10 protein-coding genes are annotated in these 16,686 nt (G+C 62.4%); 1 reads left to right on the top strand and 9 read right to left on the bottom strand.

Translation table 11 applies throughout. From position 1 onward, the window contains the following. Positions 1 to 71: 71 nt before the first annotated feature. The 8 genes from HMPREF2845_RS04150 to murA all read right to left on the bottom strand — a co-directional run bounded on the left by HMPREF2845_RS04150 (position 72) and on the right by murA (position 13,776). On the bottom strand, positions 72 to 3,689 hold the full coding sequence (locus tag HMPREF2845_RS04150) for an ATP-dependent DNA helicase RecG (protein WP_083308732.1): 3,618 nt from the start codon (positions 3,687 to 3,689) through the stop codon (positions 72 to 74). Then, positions 3,686 to 4,954 carry a DAK2 domain-containing protein gene (locus HMPREF2845_RS04145; RefSeq protein WP_070633959.1) on the bottom strand — a complete coding sequence of 423 codons (1,269 nt, stop codon included), beginning with the start codon at positions 4,952 to 4,954 and terminating at the stop codon, positions 3,686 to 3,688. Before HMPREF2845_RS04145 ends, HMPREF2845_RS04150 begins: the two co-directional genes overlap by 4 nt. A gap of 289 nt (positions 4,955 to 5,243) precedes the next feature. Beyond that, a complete protein-coding gene (locus HMPREF2845_RS04140; protein WP_070633958.1) occupies positions 5,244 to 6,584 on the bottom strand; it encodes a thiamine-phosphate kinase in 1,341 nt (446 codons plus the stop codon). Between the two features lie 78 nt (positions 6,585 to 6,662). After that, the gene (locus tag HMPREF2845_RS04135; protein ID WP_070633957.1) at positions 6,663 to 8,342 is read right to left on the bottom strand and encodes a PT domain-containing protein; all 1,680 of its coding nucleotides are present in this window, start codon (positions 8,340 to 8,342) and stop codon (positions 6,663 to 6,665) included. 568 nt (positions 8,343 to 8,910) lie between these two features. Further along, on the bottom strand, positions 8,911 to 10,029 hold the full coding sequence (locus HMPREF2845_RS04130) for a D-alanine--D-alanine ligase family protein (protein ID WP_049347437.1): 1,119 nt from the start codon (positions 10,027 to 10,029) through the stop codon (positions 8,911 to 8,913). Between the two features lie 226 nt (positions 10,030 to 10,255). Beyond that, positions 10,256 to 11,374 carry an NAD(P)H-dependent glycerol-3-phosphate dehydrogenase gene (locus HMPREF2845_RS04125; protein ID WP_070633956.1) on the bottom strand — a complete coding sequence of 373 codons (1,119 nt, stop codon included), beginning with the start codon at positions 11,372 to 11,374 and terminating at the stop codon, positions 10,256 to 10,258. 111 nt (positions 11,375 to 11,485) lie between these two features. After that, positions 11,486 to 12,343, bottom strand: a complete 858-nt coding sequence (locus HMPREF2845_RS04120; protein WP_049347432.1) for a lysophospholipid acyltransferase family protein — start codon at positions 12,341 to 12,343, stop codon at positions 11,486 to 11,488. Then, a complete protein-coding gene (gene murA, locus HMPREF2845_RS04115) occupies positions 12,343 to 13,776 on the bottom strand; it encodes a UDP-N-acetylglucosamine 1-carboxyvinyltransferase (protein ID WP_049347430.1) in 1,434 nt (477 codons plus the stop codon). The genes HMPREF2845_RS04120 and murA overlap by 1 nt, the downstream gene beginning before the upstream one ends. 692 nt (positions 13,777 to 14,468) lie before the next feature. Here murA and HMPREF2845_RS04110 point away from each other — a divergent pair. Next, entirely contained in the window at positions 14,469 to 15,917 is a 1,449-nt protein-coding gene (locus HMPREF2845_RS04110) for a hypothetical protein (RefSeq protein WP_049347427.1), read from the top strand. Between the two features lie 159 nt (positions 15,918 to 16,076). On the opposite strand, the gene leuD is transcribed toward HMPREF2845_RS04110, so the two are convergent. Next, the gene (gene leuD / locus HMPREF2845_RS04105; protein WP_005505627.1) at positions 16,077 to 16,670 is read right to left on the bottom strand and encodes a 3-isopropylmalate dehydratase small subunit; all 594 of its coding nucleotides are present in this window, start codon (positions 16,668 to 16,670) and stop codon (positions 16,077 to 16,079) included. Positions 16,671 to 16,686: the final 16 nt, after the last annotated feature.

Here is a 16,686-nt window from a genome sequence, read left to right as displayed (position 1 = left end):
GCGGCGGTTTTAGTAGGCGATGGGCAAGACAGATTGGCGGGCGGGGGCGGGCGTTCTCCCCTATCGGGCGCCTATCCCCTGCCGAGGAACGCCTCACGGTCAGCGTCCAGGGCGCGGTCAATCGTACGCGCCAGCGACGGATGCTTAGCCAGCGTCGGGTCCTTCTCCACCACCGAGCGAGCATCCTCGCGGGCACGCTCAATAATGTCGGCATCGGCGAGCGCCCGCAAGAACCGCAGGGTGCTCTTCGAGCCCGATTGTGCAGCACCCAGAATATCACCCTCACGGCGCTGAGCCAGGTCGATGCGGGAAAGCTCAAAGCCGTCCGTGGTGGAGGCGACCGCATCCAGGCGCTCGCGGGACACGCCGCCCTCCTCCTGGCGGGTGACGAGCAGGCAGGTGCCCGCGTAGCCGCCGCGGCCCACACGACCGCGCAGCTGGTGCAGGCCCGAGATGCCGAAACGGTCGGCATCCATGATGATCATGAGCGTGGCGTTCGGGACGTTCACGCCCACCTCAATGACGGTGGTGCTGATGAGCAGGTCAATCTCTCCGCGCTCAAAAGCGGTCATGACGGCGGTCTTCTCCGCCGGGTCCATGCGGCCGTGCAGGGTGCCGATACGCACGCCGACGAGGGCGTCCTCAGCGCTCAGGTACGAGTACATTGAGGCGACCGAGGTCAATTGAACCTTGCCGTCGCTACTGGCGCTACCGCCCTGCCCGAAATAGCCCTGGGCAGAGTTGCCCGCGCCCGCACCCGCACCGTTCAGGCTGGATGCGCCAAAGAACGCGGCGCCTTCCTCCATGCCGTCGCCATCCTCCCCGATTTTGGGTACGACAACATACACCTGGTGGCCCGCATCGATTTCTTCGCGGGCGCGCCTCCACAGCCGGGACGCCCAGGCGGGCTTCTCGGCAAGGGGTACCACGTGCGTTGAGATTTTCTGGCGACCGGCGGGCAGGGTGTCGAGCACGGACACGTCCAGGTCACCGAACACGGTCATGGCGACGGTACGCGGAATGGGCGTTGCGGTCATGACCAGGCGGTGCGGCAGAACGCCGTCGGTGCCGCGCAGGCCGTCGCGCTGTTCCACGCCGAAGCGGTGCTGCTCGTCCACGACGACCAGACCCAAATCGTGGAAGCTCACCTCATCGGAGAGCAGGGCGTGGGTGCCAATCACAATCTGGGCGGTGCCGTCGGCGAGCTCCTGCAGAACCTTGCGCTTGGCGCGGGTACCCATGGAGGCGGTCAGCAGGCGCACGCGCACACGGCGGGGTTCATCCCCGCTCCTCGAGGGAGTTTCCTCGGCAGAACCGGCGGCTGAATCGTCAGAGTCTTCGGGCGCCGCCATATCCCCCAGGATGTCCAGCACCGAACGCAAATGCTGCTCGGCAAGCACCTCGGTCGGGGCGAGCATCGCGGACTGGCCGCCCGCATCGGCCACCTGCAGCATGGCGCGCAGAGCCACCACGGTCTTACCGGAACCCACATCACCCTGTAGCAGGCGGTTCATGGGCGATTCGCTCGACAGATCGGCGGCAATCTCAGCGCCCACCTTCTGCTGCCCCTCGGTTAGCTCGTAGGGCAGAACCTGAAGCAGCTGATCGGCGAGTCCACCCTCCACGGCGGGGCGCGGCTGAGTCAGGTGCGCGGCACGCGCCGAATGCAGGCGGGCGAGCGCGCTCTGCAACACGAATGCCTCGCGGTAACGCATCTGCGCCTGCGCGGCACGCCAGGTGTCCTCCGAATCGGGGGTGTGCAGGGCGCGGTACGTCCACTCCAGGGAGGGCACCTTGCGGGCGCGACGAATCGTGTAGGGTACCGGGTCTTCGAGTTCTTTGAGCGGCACCTTTTCGAGCAGCTGCGCCATGTAGCCGCTAATGCGGTCGGTGGGCAGCTTCACGGGGGCGCGGTAGACGGGCACGGGGGCGGTGGCGGCGTCGGTGATGTCCGCGCCGGAGGCGTCCTTCGAGAGCAGAGCGTAGTGCGGGTTGGTGAGGGTGTATTCGCCGCGGTAGATGTCGACCCTGCCCGAGAACATCATGGTTTCGCCCTCGTGGATTTCTCGGGCGGCGGTCCAGGCGTTGAAGAAGGAAAGCTTCATCTGCGAGCCAATAAGCGCACCGGGGTTCGTCATGCTGGGCGCGGGCACGCCAAAGAGGCCTCCCTGCGCGAAACTATCCTGCGCAAAACTGTCCTGCGCGAACGAATCTTGGCCGTAGCTATCTGCGTAGCCGCTGTAGGAGGCGGGTTGCGCTCCCCTGCCCTGTGCCGGGTTCTGAGCGCGGGGAATCTGGGCAGCTGGGTTCTGCCTGGAGTTAGCGAGCGCATTAATGCGCGGGTTGTGCATCCCGGTTGCCTGCCAACTCTGAGCGGGCGCAGCAGAGGAACCGGGGCGGTTAGCGCGCCCGGGCACCACGGATACGGGACCGCCAGCCCCGAAGCCAGCAACACCAAAACCGGCGGGTGCGTCCTGCCCGGTGGCGTCGGCGAGCCGGTCGGTGATGGTCACTTCCGTGATTTTGCCGCGGCGTGCCGCCATGGTTCGGGTGCTCACGTGCACCACGCGGGCAATAATGGTCACGTCCTGGCCTTCGACGAGTTCGGCGAAGGAGCTGAGCTCGCCGCGCGGCAGGTATTTGCGCGGGAAGTACTCGAGCATTTCCCCGACGGTGTGCAGGTCAAGGTGCGCGGAGATTGCCTTGGCGCTGGGTGCGGGCAGGTACTTTTTGAGCGGCGCATTTTCGAGGCGGTCTTCGGAGGCGTAGCGCGCCAGGGCACGGCTTTTAGCCTCCGCGGCTGCAGATGCGGAGGCTGCAGCGGGCTTCTCAGCCGCAACCTTCTTGGTAGCGGCCTTCTTCGCAGGAGCTTTCTGGGCGGGAGCTTTCTTCGGCGTAGTTTTTTGCGCAGGCGTTGCCTTCTTGGAGGGGGTTTTCGGCGTAGCAGTTTTCGATGCCGGGGTTTTAGATGCCGCGGCTTTGGAAGCGGGAGCTTTCTCTGCGGGCGCAGTCTTCTTCGCTACAGCCTTTTTGGGTGCAGGCTTTTCAGCTTCTACCTCGGGCACGCTCTTCTTCGGCGCAGGCTTCTGCTCGATTCCTTCGCTTGCTTTCGTCACCTTCTGCGGGCGCGCCGAAGTAGCCCGCGCGGGATTTTCGTTCTCCTGCGGGCTCGGTTCGTTCTGAGCAGGTTCCTTCTGAACAGTCTTCTTCTGGACAGGTGCTTTCTGGGCGGGTGCCCTGCGGGTTGCCTTCTTCCGTGCGGGCTCCTCCGGCTGAGTTGCCTGCCGCGCCGCCAACGCAATATCAACCAGCTCGTAGAGGGCATCGTCGGTCATGGTGTGCGCGGCGGGACCCAGCGAATGTTTGAGCGTCTTGAGCGCCTTACGGTAGGGTGCGCTGGCGCGCTGTGCCGCGCGTTCGCTCAGTTCGGCGCGGCTCACCTCGCCGCGGGCGTAGGCGGCAAGATCGCGCACGGTCAGCTCGGCGGTGGTGCGGAGCTGCTCATCGCTCAGTAGAAGCGTAGCTTTTTTCCCCCGCTGAGCGCGGGTAGGCTCGACAGCCGTTGACTCTGCGGGTTCACCCTGCGCTGCCTCGGCCTTCGCAGGTTTAGTCTTAGCGGGCGCAGGCTCGGGAAGCCCCAAATCCAGGGCTTCCTGCTGTGGGTTCACGGAACGTCGGGCGGGACTCATGCGCCGCCCTCCACACCGCACGCGTGGTCGGCGTGACGACCATCCGCCAGGGAGGAAATACGCTCATCCGACCACTGACCGTAGCCCATAATCAGCTCGCGGGCGGGTTCAATTTCGGGCACGTGCACGTGCAACGCCCAGAGTCCAGCCGCCATGTCCAGGGGCGTGATGAGCAGGCTGTCGCCCATGGATTCAAGTTCGGGGCGCAGCTGCGCCAGGGCGAGAGGCTCGCAGGTCAATGTACCCATGAGCTCCCAGCCGCTCTGCCCCGCATGTTCTGCGTGCTCGGCAGGTTCAGAGCCAGCCCGCGCCGCATCCACAGCTGAGGGCGCGCGGAGCATAGACTGCACCTGCGCCTCGTTCAGGGTTGCCCCCTCCCAGCGCGGATTGGAGTGCACCACGGCAAGGTAGAAGCCGAGCGCGCCGGCATCCACGAAACCGGCAAGCTCGGGCGAGGGCGGGAACTGCGCGGTACGTTCCAGAGCGGCACGCATCAGCGCACGTCGACGCTCTTTCAGCGCCTCGTCAGCAGCTTCTGCGTCCTGTGATGCGTCATAGTGCGCGTCCAGGCGGGCAAGCTCCACCATGACCGACAGCATCGTGGAGGGCACCATCTGCTCCCCCACACTGGCGCGAATACGCTCAGCCGCAAACGCCATCGCGCGCGCCTCCGCGTGGGCGTACTCCAGCTTCACTTCGCGGTGCTTCGGCAGGGAACCGCCAGCCAGCACACGCTCGTAGTCTGCTTCCAGGGCGCGCACGAGCGGCAGCTCATCGGCTGCGTCGCCAAGCTCCCGAGCGAGGTTTCCGGGCAGGAACCAGTAGCTACGCACCGCCTCCAGCGCCCAGGCGCAGAGCAGGGTACCCGAGTTGCCGCGTGCCACACGGGATGCGCGCATAATCGCGTGCTCGTAGATTCCACCCAACTGAATCCACAGGTGGGCGAGGGTTTCCTCGTCAGAGGTGCCCTCCCCGCCAAGAATTTCGCCCGCGGGAAGAACCTCACTAGAAAGAATTTCACCGGGCAGAACCTGCTCCATGCCCCGCTCAAACTCCTCGGTCAGGGTCAGCAGGGTGTGGGCGATATTGGAGCCGGTGTCCTTATCGGGCACGGGGAACCCGTTGAGTTCGTTGAGCGCCTCGCGGTAGCGTTCGATGGTGGTGCGGGCGGCGGTGGACCACGCTACGCCGAAGCGGTAGGCACGCACGCAGGCGCGGCGGTAAATCTCGCGCTCTTCGGTGCGCTGGTTCTGTTCTGCGTTCACGCTACCCTCCTTGTAAGTTTCGTCGGTTTCGCGCGGTTCTCGGCTGAGTTTGTGGCTAGTTCCCGACTGATTTCCCGGTTAGTTCCCAACTGATTTCTCAGCGCCCGCGGCACGGGCGGAATCCAGTCTATTTCGTACTTCTATTCTAGGTAATTTCGGTTAAATGTACGGTATTGTCCGCTACCTATCCCGCGGGATGAAAGCACGGAGGATGAAAGCACGGACTAAACATATAAACCGCACGCGCCTCGCGGCACTCGGCAACATTCGGCAACACTCGGCGGAGCTCCTACGCGGAAGCCCCGTAGTGTTCCCAGCCCATGCCGTCCAGGGAGCGGCCGTCCATCACGACCGCCGCGCCGGTTACCGTATCATGGCGGCGCTCGGCACCGTAGAGCTCGGCGCTCAGACCTCGCTCCGGGGCGTCCGCAACGCAGGTGCCCAGGGGCACGAACTCTTCGGGCACCTCATAGGGGAAGGTCGCCAGCAGGCCGTGGTCTTCTCCACCGACCAGCACAAAGGTGCGCGCCAGGGATGCGGGGCTCTCCCCCGCCTCGTTGCGCTCACCAATCGCCAGTAGTAGGCGTGCCAGCGGTAGTAGCGGCTCGGCGAACGCATCCACGGCAGCGCGGTCGAGGCGCATCTGTATCCCGGAGGCGGCGGCAACTCGCCCGGCGTCCTTGACGAGCCCGTCGGAAAGATCCAGCATGGAGCTTGCCTGATGCTGGCGCGCCACCTCTCCTGCGGGGATGGGGCTGACCGGGTGGTGCTGTGAGTCGACGGCGCGCTCGCAGACCGCAAGCATCTGTGCGGCATATTCGGGGGTGAGGGTGCGGGCAAGCTCGATGAGTCCTTCGGGAAGAGCGCCAGTACCTTCCGGTTGCTGCTGAGCCCACGCCTGGGCCACCGCGTTCAGCGCCACCTCAGCATCCTGACCTGCGGCGATGGCACGCAGCAGTGCCGTAGCGGGCAGGGAGAGCGGGTTGAGCAGCAGGCGCAGACCGGCATCGGACCAGGCGGTACGCCCCGCCAGGGCGATAGTGTCGCCGGGGCGCGCACCGGAGCGCAGCACGGCGCGGTCCGTGTAGCCGAGGGCGGTGACGGTCACCGACATTTCGGTGGAGTCGCCAATATCGCCGCCGCCAATCACACATTCGGTGGCTCCGCAGGCGTTGATTCCGTCCACAATGCCGTGGGCGAAGCCGTCAATCCAGCCGTAAGGAGTGCTACCGGGCAGGCTCAGTGAGATGAAGAGACTCGCCGGGCGCGCACCCATGGCGGCAACGTCGGCGAGGTTCTGGGTCGCGGCTTTGCGCCCCACATCGTAGCCGCTACTGCGGGCGGGGTCCAGAATGAACTCACCGGCCTCACCCGCCCGTGCGATACCACCGGGCCACAGGTTCATGAAGTCTTGGTCCTCAACGAGAGTGTCGGTGGTGACCACGGTACGCTGACCGGGCGCGGGCTCGGCGAGGACGGCACAGTCGTCACCGGGGCCCACCTCGAGGGGTTCGATGCGCCCCGCCTGGCGTGCCGCTGCGGCAACCTGCTCGTTGTGGGCGTTGATAATCGGCATGAAAGCGCGCAGAACGCGGGACTCCCCCAGCTTTGAGAGAGGTGTCTCTCGCATGGGGTTGTCCCGCGTTTCGCTAAAAGTCTGAGGATTCACATCCTCTATTATCGCGTATTCTTACGCGTTATGTTCGCCTTATGCTCCGCGGCTGAAGTAGCGGATTGCCAGAGCAATCAGCACCAGACCGATGAGCGAGAAGAGAATCAGCGGTGCAATACCGGAAAGTCCGGAATCGTCCGCGTCCGCATTCTTCACGGCCTGCTCCTGGGCGGCATTCGCGCCGTCAGCCTTTGCCACGCTCTTTGCAGAGCGGCTGGCGCTAGCCGAGGTGGAGGAGGAGCTAGGCGACTTCGAAGCCGATACCGAGCTTGAGGAGTTCGAGGGGCTTGCCTCGTGGGAGTGGTCCTCCTCTGTCTTATTGCGCGAGAGGTATCCAGCAACCCAGTCAGCCGCACCCGGAATGGAGTCATTCGAACCGTTATTAGCTGCGATTCGTCCGAGGGTGGTGCCACCAGAACGCAACGGATCGTCATCCTCGCCATCAAGCCTGTCGCTCGGTGCCTTGCTCGGTGAAGAGCTCGAAGATCCCGAAGAGGAACTTGAGGAGTCAGAGGAGCTGCCCGGTCGCGGAAGCTCAATGGAGATGATGACATCTTCCCCAGAGACTTCCTGACGATTGCCGGGGACGGTCACCGGGTTGTTCGCCGGAGGAATCGGAGCAACAGGTTCGGTCTCGATCGGGGTAACCGATTTGGAGTCCGAGCTGTCCTTGTTATCCTCTACCGGAGCTACCGGAATCACGGGGATGACCGCATCCTTGGTCGGCTCCTGCTTAGCTTCCTTGGAGGGCTCCTGAGTCGGATCCTGAACCGGGGCCGGAACAACTGGAACCTGAGAGGGCTCCTGGGTCGGCTCGGGAGTTACGTCCTTAGTCGGCTCGGGAACCGGGACGGGATCCTGGGTCGGCTCCGGATTCGGTTCCGGAGTGGGGTCCTGGGTCGGCTCCGGGGTCGGTTCGGGAGTTACGTCCTTGGTCGGCTCAGGAGTGGGCTCCGGATTCGGTTCCGGAGTGGGGTCCGGGTTCGGCTCGGGAGTTACATCCTTCGTCGGCTCGGGAGTAGGCTCAGGGGTCGGATCCTGAGTAGGCTCCGGAGTTGCATCCTTGGTGGGTTCCGCGGTGGGCTCCACAGTAGGCGCAACGGTCGGCTCCGGAGTGGGAGCAACAGTAGGTTCTGCCGTCGGCTGGACCGTAGGCTCCGCAGTCGGAGCTACAGTCGGCTCAGCCGTCGGAGTTGCGGTAGGAGCAACACTCGGTTCGGCACTTGCGCTAGGAGCTACGGTCGGCGTAGCGGTAGGTTCAGCGGTCGCATCCTTAGAGGGCTCTACGCTAGGACTCGCCGTAGCACTCGGGTTTGCAGTCGCACTAGCAGAAGCGGTGGGCTCGGCAGTAGGCTGCGCGGTAGCGTTCGGACTGGGCGTAGCACTCGCGGAGGGCTCGGCGCTAGCGGTGGGCTGAGCACTCGAAGAAGCGCTAGGCTGAGCGGTGGGCTCTGCCTGCGCTTTGTCAGTCTTATTGTCCCCCTGAGCGGTGGGCCATGCGCTCACGGTTGCGAGCGTGGGTACTGCCGCCTGAGAGGAAGATGCCGCGGCCGCGGCGGGGTCCAGGGTTTGGCTTGCGGTGCCGACAGGGTTCGGCGGAAGCTGTGACGCTGCCTCCTGCACATCTTGAGCAAATGAGGCTACGTATGGACTTCCGGAAGCAACCAGTGCTGTCGCCAGACTCGCAGAGACCACCTTACGGTTTCGTTTTCCCAAAGGTTGTCCTTGACTTTCTAATACGTTGTGAGTGAATAGATACCCAATCGCTAGGGCAGATTGGATATGCCTTCATCTATTCTACCGAATCGGCTTTTTCTTCATTACTCATTTTAGCGCTTTCATACCAATCTTTGAGCTTCAAGATGTGCAACGACCATCAACCACATCTTTTTATTACCTAGAAGCATCATTTCATGCACTTATGAGCAGAATTATGTTTTGCCTTATCAATACCACTTTAAAACTTGCACTCCACTATCCAAGCAGCCTCGAGGCGAGTGTGAGTGATTTTTCTCATGGGTGAAATTCGAGCGATTCTCATCAAGATGTAGAGGCTAATACGTACCAATTACCCTTCCCACAAAGGCAGTAACTTGCCCACCGCGCAAAAAGCGCCCCGGCGCGAATCCCTCAAGAATCCGCACCGAGGCGCCTTACAGCAGGGGCTACTCCCCCACCGTTACGTATTCAATAACTGAGCGCAGTCAAAACGACAGCGTGCCCAAGAACTAACGCAGCTTCAAGAACAACTAACGCAGTCTCAGAACTAACGCAGCCTCAAGAACTAGCGCAGACCCAGGGGTCGTTCCATCGCCAGGGTCAGCAGCTCGCTAATCAGGTCAGTGTAAGAGATGCCGGTGTTCTCCCACATGGTCTTGTACATCGAAATCGGGGTGAAGCCGGGCATGGTGTTCACCTCGTTGATGACCAGGCGGCCATCCTCGGTGTAGAAGAAGTCCGCACGAGACAGACCTTCACCATCCAGCGCCAGGAACGCCTTCACAGCCAGCTCACGCAGACGATCCTGCACATCCTGCGGCAGGTTCGCCGGGCACACGGTCACAGCGGAAGACTCAGAAACATACTTCGCCTCAAAGTCGTAGAAGCCGTGATCCTCGTCCACAACCTCAATCTCACCGGGGTAGGATGCGCGGGGCATCTCGCCGTGGTGGCCATCGAGCACAGCGCACTCGATTTCGCGGCCCACAATACCCGCCTCAATAATGATCTTCGGATCGTGGCGGCGCGCCTCTTCAATCGCGGGCACGAGCTCCTCCACCGAATCCACCTTGGTAATACCGAAGGAAGAACCTGCGCGGGTCGGCTTCACGAACATGGGGAAGCCCAGCTTCAGCACGCGCTCCAGGATCTGCTCGCGGTCCTCGTGCTCCCACTGGCGGTTGGTGACAACCTCGTAGGGGCCGACCTCCAGGCCAGCAGACTCGAAAGCAACCTTCATGAAGTGCTTATCCATACCCACAGCGGATGCGGTCACACCGCAACCCACATAGTGCAGGTCAGCCATTTCCAGCAGGCCCTGCACGGTGCCGTCCTCACCGAAGGGGCCGTGCAGCAGCGGGAACACAACGTCCACCGGTGCGGTGCGGGTAACGTTACCCTCAGCATCCACCAGGGTCAGGCGGGAATCGCCGGCGCCCATCGGCAGGAACACCTGCTGGGTACCCTCGGGGAACTCTGCGGTACCGCGAGTGCCAGCGGTCAGCTCGGCAAGCTGCTGCTCGTCGGTCAGGTACCAGCGGCCGTCACGGGTAATACCGATAGTGATGACGTCGTAGGCGGTGCGGTCAATAGCGCCCAGAACGCCGGCAGCGGTAATGAGCGAAATCGGGTGCTCGGAGGAGCGGCCACCGCACAGCAGGGCGACGGTCTTCTTCTCGGTCATATATTTCTCCTAGTCAATGTTCCCCTACCCTTAGGTCCGGAAGGTGGAACGGCAATGCGTCAATAATCCTAACGCACGAATACCGTCGCGGTCACTGATGCGTTTCTCACGCACCGGTTTTCCGCAACGGTATCCGTCCTCGGATGTCTACATTCAATCTTCTTCTAGTATGTCCTGGCACACAACCCGAATCAAGGGGTGCCAGCACACCAGAAAGCTTCAAAACCTAGTGGCCCTCATGCTTGAGGCGGCGACCCAGCAGCTGAGGCGCCAAGTCCTCAATGCCAATGCGACCCGAAAGCACCGCCACCACAGCCTCCACGATGGGCATCTCCACGCCGTGACGGCGAGCCAACTCAGCCACCACGGGAGCCGACTTAATCGACTCGGCAGTCTGGCTCATGTGCTCGTGCAGGCGGTCAGGGGAAATACCCTGAGCCAGCAGACGACCCGCCGTGTGGTTACGGGACAACGGCGAAGAGCAGGTCGCAATCAAGTCGCCCATGCCAGCAAGACCGCTCATGGTCGCAGCCTCGCCGCCCAACGCCACCGCCAGGCGGGTAATCTCCGCCAGGCCGCGCGTCATAATGGACGCCTTCGAATTATCGCCGTAATTACGGCCCTCGCAAATACCCACGCAAAGGGCAATCACGTTCTTCACCAGGCCACCAATTTCAGTACCCACCACATCCGTGTTGGTGTACGGGCGGAAGTAACCGCACGCAATCGCGTGAGCAACAGCCTCAGCCACCGGCAGGGTACGAGCCGCAACCACGGAGGCGGTAGGCTCCTCCCCCATGATTTCCTTCGCCAGGTTCGGGCCCGACAGCACGCACACGCGGTGCGGAATATGGCCAATCGCGCGCAGATCAGCACCGCGCAGAGCCATGGATTCTTCCAGTTCCTCGGTAATGACCTGCGACATGCGCAGACCCGTACCGGTCTCCAAACCCTTCGCCAAAGACACCAGCATGGCGTTCGGCTCAATATAGCGGGCGAAGCTCTGCAACTGCGAACGCAGAACCTGCGCGGGCAGGGCAAGAACCACAATATCCGCACCGGCAAGCGCCGCGGGGGCATCCGCCGTGAAGTGCATGTTATCCGGCAGCTTCATTCCCGGAAAATAGCGGGCATTCTCGCGGGTGCGCTCGCATTCAGCCATCACCTGCTCATCACGACCGATGAGGGTCACGCGGGTGTCATCGCCGCGCTCGCGGGCAGCGTCCGCCGCGATCTTAGCGAAAGCGGTGCCCCAGCTACCGGCACCGAGCACCGCAATAGACTGTACGGTTGCCGGAGGGGTAAATTCAGGGCTTGCTGCGGGGGTGCGTCCAAAGAAGGTCACGAAAACACCTGCCTCTCTTCCTTGCGAGGTTATTGTGCGAGTCCCTGACAGGCGCCTCAGCAAATAGCCGCGGCTTCTGTCAGGGCCTCTACGATTTTCCCAGCTGGGATGCTACTTTTCGTCCGGTTCGCCGAGCGCACCACCAACCGGACCCGAGGGGGTACCGGGTGCTTCACGACGCTTCGTGCGCGGGTTCCAACGACCCTCAGGAGCCTTCTCACCGCGGATCGTCTCCAGCTCGGCGGTAATAGCGTCCAGCATGGCGTCGGTGACCACGCCCAGTTCGGTGCGGGTGTGCTTAGCCTCGGGGCTGGTATCCTCAACGAGGGAGGCGATATCCAGCGCCTTGCCAACCTTTACGCGAACGGTCTTGCGCGGGAACAGCGAAATCTTACGCTTCTCCTTGATGCGGCCGTCCTCGCCAGCCTCATCCACGTAACCGAGAATCTGTTCATCACCCCAGTGCGCCACCGGGTAGACGGGCGCACCGGTCGCAAGAGCCAGACGAGCCGCGCCGGTACGCGCCTGCATGGGCCACAGCTGCGGATCATGGGTGGTGGTGCCCTCCGGGAAAATCACGACGGCACCGCCAGCCTCAACAATCTTGCGGGCAGTAATCAGGGACTTACGCGCATCCACCGAACCGCGAACCACAGGAATATGCGCGAGCTTGCGCATAATGTAGCCGAGCACGGGGGCGCGGAACAGCGAATCCTTCGCCAAGAAGCGCGGCAGGGCGCCCTCAACGAAAGCAGGGAAAGCCACAGTCACCGGGTCAAGCTCGGTGGTGTGGTTAGCCACGATAATGTACCCGCCGCTCTTAGGCAGGTTCTCACGGCCGGTAATCTCAACGCGCGCGATGAGCTTGTACAGCCCGCGCGCAGCGTTACCGAGCACCTTGTACAGAGCATCACCGGAGGCGGTGGGCTCAATCTCAGGCAGAGCCTGCTTTCCCTGCTGTCCGCTCACTAGTCCTGAACCTCAACTTCCTCGGGCTCAACAACGACGATTGCTGCATCGGGCTTGGGAGCCTTCGACGCCTTGCGTGCCAGCACCTCAAAGTTGGCACCCAGGCCCTTGAGCTTCTCCTCGAAGTTCTCGTAGCCGCGAGCAATCAGCTCAACACCGCTCACGTGAGAGGTGCCCTTAGCAGTCAGAGCAGCAATAATGTGGGAGAAGCCGCCGCGCAGGTCCGGAACCTCAATGTCGGCACCGGTCAGCGGGGTGGGGCCAGAAATAATAGCGGAGTGACCGTAGCCCTTACCCTCGAAACGGCAGGGCGTGCCGCCCACGCAGTCACGCATGACGACAATATCTGCGCCCATCTGCTTCAGCGCGTTGGTGAAGCCGAAACGCTCCTCGTACACGGTCTCGTGCACGATGGACGCGCCCTTAGCCTGAGTCAGCGCCACGACGAGGGGCTGCTGCCAGTCGGTCATGAAGCCGGGGTGCACGTTGGTCTCAAAGACGATGGGCTTCAGCTGAGCTCCGGGGGTGCGCTGAGCCGGGTGGGTAAAGCGGATGCCCTCGGCGGTCACCTCGTACAGGCCGCCCATCTTGCGGAACTGGTTCAGGAACGCGGTCATGTCCTTCTGAGCTGCACCGCGAACGAAAATGTCGCCGCCGGTAGCCAGCGCCGCAGAAGCCCAAGAAGCGGACTCGTTGCGGTCGGGCAGGGACGCGTGATCGTAGCCGGTCAGCTCGTCCACGCCCTCAATGACGATGGTGCGGTCCTCGTTGATGAAGATAATCGCGCCCATCTTCTGCAGAACAGCAATCAGGTCAATAATTTCGGGCTCAATCGCAGCGTTGCGCAGGATGGTCTTACCCTTAGCGCGCACACCGGTGAGCAGGACCTGCTCGGTAGCGCCCACGGAGGGGTAGTTCAGCACAATCTCTGCACCCTTCAGGCCCTCTTCGGGAACGATCAGGGTGGTGCCGGTTTCGTCGTCCTTCTCAACGACTGCGCCGAACTTGCGCAGTGCAGACATATGGTAGTCGATGGGGCGGTCACCGATCTTGCAGCCACCCAGGTTGGGGATGCGTGCGGTACCGAGGGTGTGTAGCAGCGGGCCCACCATCAGAATCGGGATGCGGGAGTTACCGCCGAAGAGCTGAATCTCCTCTGCGTTCTTTGCGGCGGTGGTTGCATCCTGTGCGGGGTTGAGGGTCAGAACACCAGCTTCGCGGTCGTAGTCGACCTTTGCACCGTGCAGCTCCACGAGGGTGGTAACGATTTCGACATCGCTCAGGTCAGGGACGTTACGCAGGGTCGAGGGGGTCGAACCGTGCAGTGCTGCGACCATCGCCTTGGGCACCAGGTTCTTGGCGCCTCGAACGTGAACCTCACCAACGAGCGGAGTGCCACCTTCAATGCGAAGCTTGCTGATGTTCTCAGTCATTAAAAATCCTTTGTGGAGTCGGCTGGTTTAGGCCGAACTTTAACAGTGTGCCGATGCGCCGCGTTCTGTCGTGCCGCGCCCCTGCCGGTAGCAGGGCGAAACGGGCGCATATATTCATCATTATTCTAAGCCCTGCGTAAAGGTGCTCCAAACACTGAAGAACCTTTGGAACTCGTGACTGAGATTTTGCTCTGTTGTGTATGTGAAAAACCGCTCTGACCCCCTCAGATTCAGAGCCAGAAAAAACAAAAAGATACACAAATATTCACACTAATGCAAACATTTTCTGTTTCTTCGCCGAAATTTGACGTTAGTTTCGTCTTTTTAACGTCCGAATTTGAACTTGAGAGCAACCTCACCCCTACAATAACGTGCACACTCGTGCCCACTGAACGGCGCCTCCGCTCTCACGGAGGAGCCAATCAGCTCTACACTGCGGCATAGGCGCCGGCACCGACCTTGCACCCGCGCAGTACAGAGCCTCACAGGAGGGTGCGTGGCGTGCATTCACTGCATAAACCTTTGCGATGGTACCCAACCAAAACGGTTCGGCTTCCTGATTCACTTCAACTTCAAAAATTCACTTCAACATCACCGTAAATATTCGAAAGTCAACTAAAAACCAGGGCCCATCGCAACCAACCACAGGTCGCTTCGCGGCTGCATCCGCGAACTACCGGAGGACCCCAAATATGACACATCACAACACTGCATCACGCATTTCGCGCCGTCGCCTCGTACAGGGTACGGCATGGAGTGCCCCCGTTATCCTCGCCAGCGCAACCGTCCCTGCATGGGCGGCAAGCGGCGAGCCCACCTGCTCCCCCGCTCTGACCCTCAAGCCGACCGCAACCGGCTTCGACGACAAGGCTGGCGCATACACCGAATGGCTCGTCCCTGAAGGCGTTGGACGAGTACGATTCGACCTCGTGGGAGGTGCTGGCGGTGCCGCATCTTCCTTTACTCCCCGATACCTGACCGACGTCACGAACGCGGCCCTGGCTGGCGGCGGTGCCGGTGCACAGCTCAGCGGTGTTCTTGCGGTCAAGTCCGGCGACATCCTGCGCGTCTGGGCGGGTAACGGCGGCGTCGGCTCCGCAGCCGGCGCGGAGCCCGCACTCGGTGGCGAAGGCTACGCAGCCGGCGGCGACTCCACCGGCTCCAGCACCGCAACCGGCGCAGCGCAGGTAGTGGACACCGATAGCGGCTACGTGTACGGCGCGTCCGGCGGCGGCTCCTCCGCGGTCGAGCTCGTCCGCGACGGCGCAGTCACCGTCGTAGCCGTTGCCGGCGCTGGCGGCGGTGGCGCACAGCTGGGCACCCTCACTACCCACCAGCGCATCTTTGACGCGCAGCCCAAGGACCAGCTGAACCCGGCACTGCGCGTGGCACTGGACGGCCGTGACGCATCCACCACCGCAGGCGGTAGCGCAGGCGGCGACCTGGGCACCGACAACACCGGTCAGGGCGGCATGCTCATGGCAAGCCCCTACCAGGAGTTCAAGCCCCTTGAGGAGGACGACAAGACCCTGGACATGCGCTTCATGGTCACCGGCGGTACCGCTGGCCGCTCCGGAGTGGCGGGTACCCTCGGTGAGGCGCTGGTCGGCATTCTCGACGAGAATAACGAGCTGAAGCTCCAGCCCATGTCTACCTCCTGGTTCGAATCGTACAGCTTCCCGCGCTACTACCTTTACCAGGGCGACTCCGTGCATGAGGGAGAGAAGGGCACCGGCGGTGCGAACGCAACCGGCTCTTACCGCGGTAAGGGCGGCTCCGGCGCGCTGCTTTCCCGAACCCACGGCAAGCTCTCCCTCACCTCCGTAGCATCCGGTGGTGGCGCCGGCTACGGCGGCGGAGGCGCAGGCCTGAACATCTGGACCGTTGGCTCATACTACGAGGGCGTTTTCGGCCGTCAGGTGCAGTTCGAGGGCGAAGGCAACATCTACTCGCTCAGCGCCCTGAGCAGCGGCGGCGGCGCAGGCGGCAGCTACATTAACCACGAGGTGGTTTCTGACTTCGCTCTTGCCACCGCACAGAACGCAAACCCGACCGCGGGCGTGCGCTCCCCCGGTTCTGCAACGCTGTACGGCTGCACCGAGAACGCAACCCTGAACACCCCCATCACTGAGGGTGCCTAAGCTCTAGGTCGTCAATAAATGCGCCTCCCCGGAAGCTGATGCTCCGGGGAGGCACATTCATATGTGTGCTAGGTTTTTGGGTACAGAAAAGCTCGAAGGCGGCAACTGAATCAGTCGCCGCCTTCGAGCTTTATATCTCTAGGTTTTAGAGCTCTCGGCTTAGAGTTCCTGAGTACGGGGCATCCAGGAGGGGCGCTTCGCCTCGTACGCTTCAATAGCTTCGAGGTTCTGCAGGGTCAGACCAATATCGTCCAGACCCTCCATGAGGCGCCAACGCACGTAGTCGTCAATCTCGAAGGGAACAACCAGCGCACCCACGGTTACGGTCTTGGACTCCAGGTCAACGGTGATTTCGGTGCCGGGCTCGTGCTCCAGCGCCTTCCAGATCAGCTCGATATCGTCCTGTGCAACCTGCGCGGTAACCAGGCCCTGCTTGCCCGAGTTGCCGCGGAAAATATCGGCAAAACGAGCAGAAATAACGACCTTGAAACCGTAGTCGCGCAGCGCCCACACGGCGTGCTCACGCGAGGAACCGGTACCGAAGTCCGGGCCCGCAACCAGCACGCTACCGTGCTTGTAGGGCTCCTGGTTCAGGATGAACTCGGGGTCCTTACGCCAGTTAGCGAAGAGGGCATCATCGAAGCCGGTCTTGGTCACTCGCTTGAGGTAGACGGCGGGAATAATCTGGTCGGTGTCAACATTCGAAGAACGCAGCGGCACGCCAATGCCGGTGTGCTTAATAATGGGTTCCATAATGGCTCCTTAGCTA

It is taken from the genome of Rothia sp. HMSC065B04 (assembly GCF_001812285.1).
Classification (GTDB): Bacteria; Actinomycetota; Actinomycetes; order Actinomycetales; family Micrococcaceae; genus Rothia; species Rothia mucilaginosa.
Note: the sequence above shows the minus strand (reverse complement) of the source record. Positions and strands in the feature narration are given on the sequence as shown.

Excerpts from the sequence above, each read along its gene's own strand:
- HMPREF2845_RS04150 (WP_083308732.1), bottom strand. The coding sequence starts at position 3,689 with ATGAGTCCCGCCCGACGTTCCGTGAACCCACAGCAGGAAGCCCTGGAT.
- HMPREF2845_RS04140 (WP_070633958.1), bottom strand. The coding sequence starts at position 6,584 with ATGCGAGAGACACCTCTCTCAAAGCTGGGGGAGTCCCGCGTTCTGCGC.
- HMPREF2845_RS04130 (WP_049347437.1), bottom strand. The coding sequence starts at position 10,029 with ATGACCGAGAAGAAGACCGTCGCCCTGCTGTGCGGTGGCCGCTCCTCC.
- murA (WP_049347430.1), bottom strand. The coding sequence starts at position 13,776 with ATGACTGAGAACATCAGCAAGCTTCGCATTGAAGGTGGCACTCCGCTC.
- HMPREF2845_RS04110 (WP_049347427.1), top strand. The coding sequence starts at position 14,469 with ATGACACATCACAACACTGCATCACGCATTTCGCGCCGTCGCCTCGTA.
- leuD (WP_005505627.1), bottom strand. The coding sequence starts at position 16,670 with ATGGAACCCATTATTAAGCACACCGGCATTGGCGTGCCGCTGCGTTCT.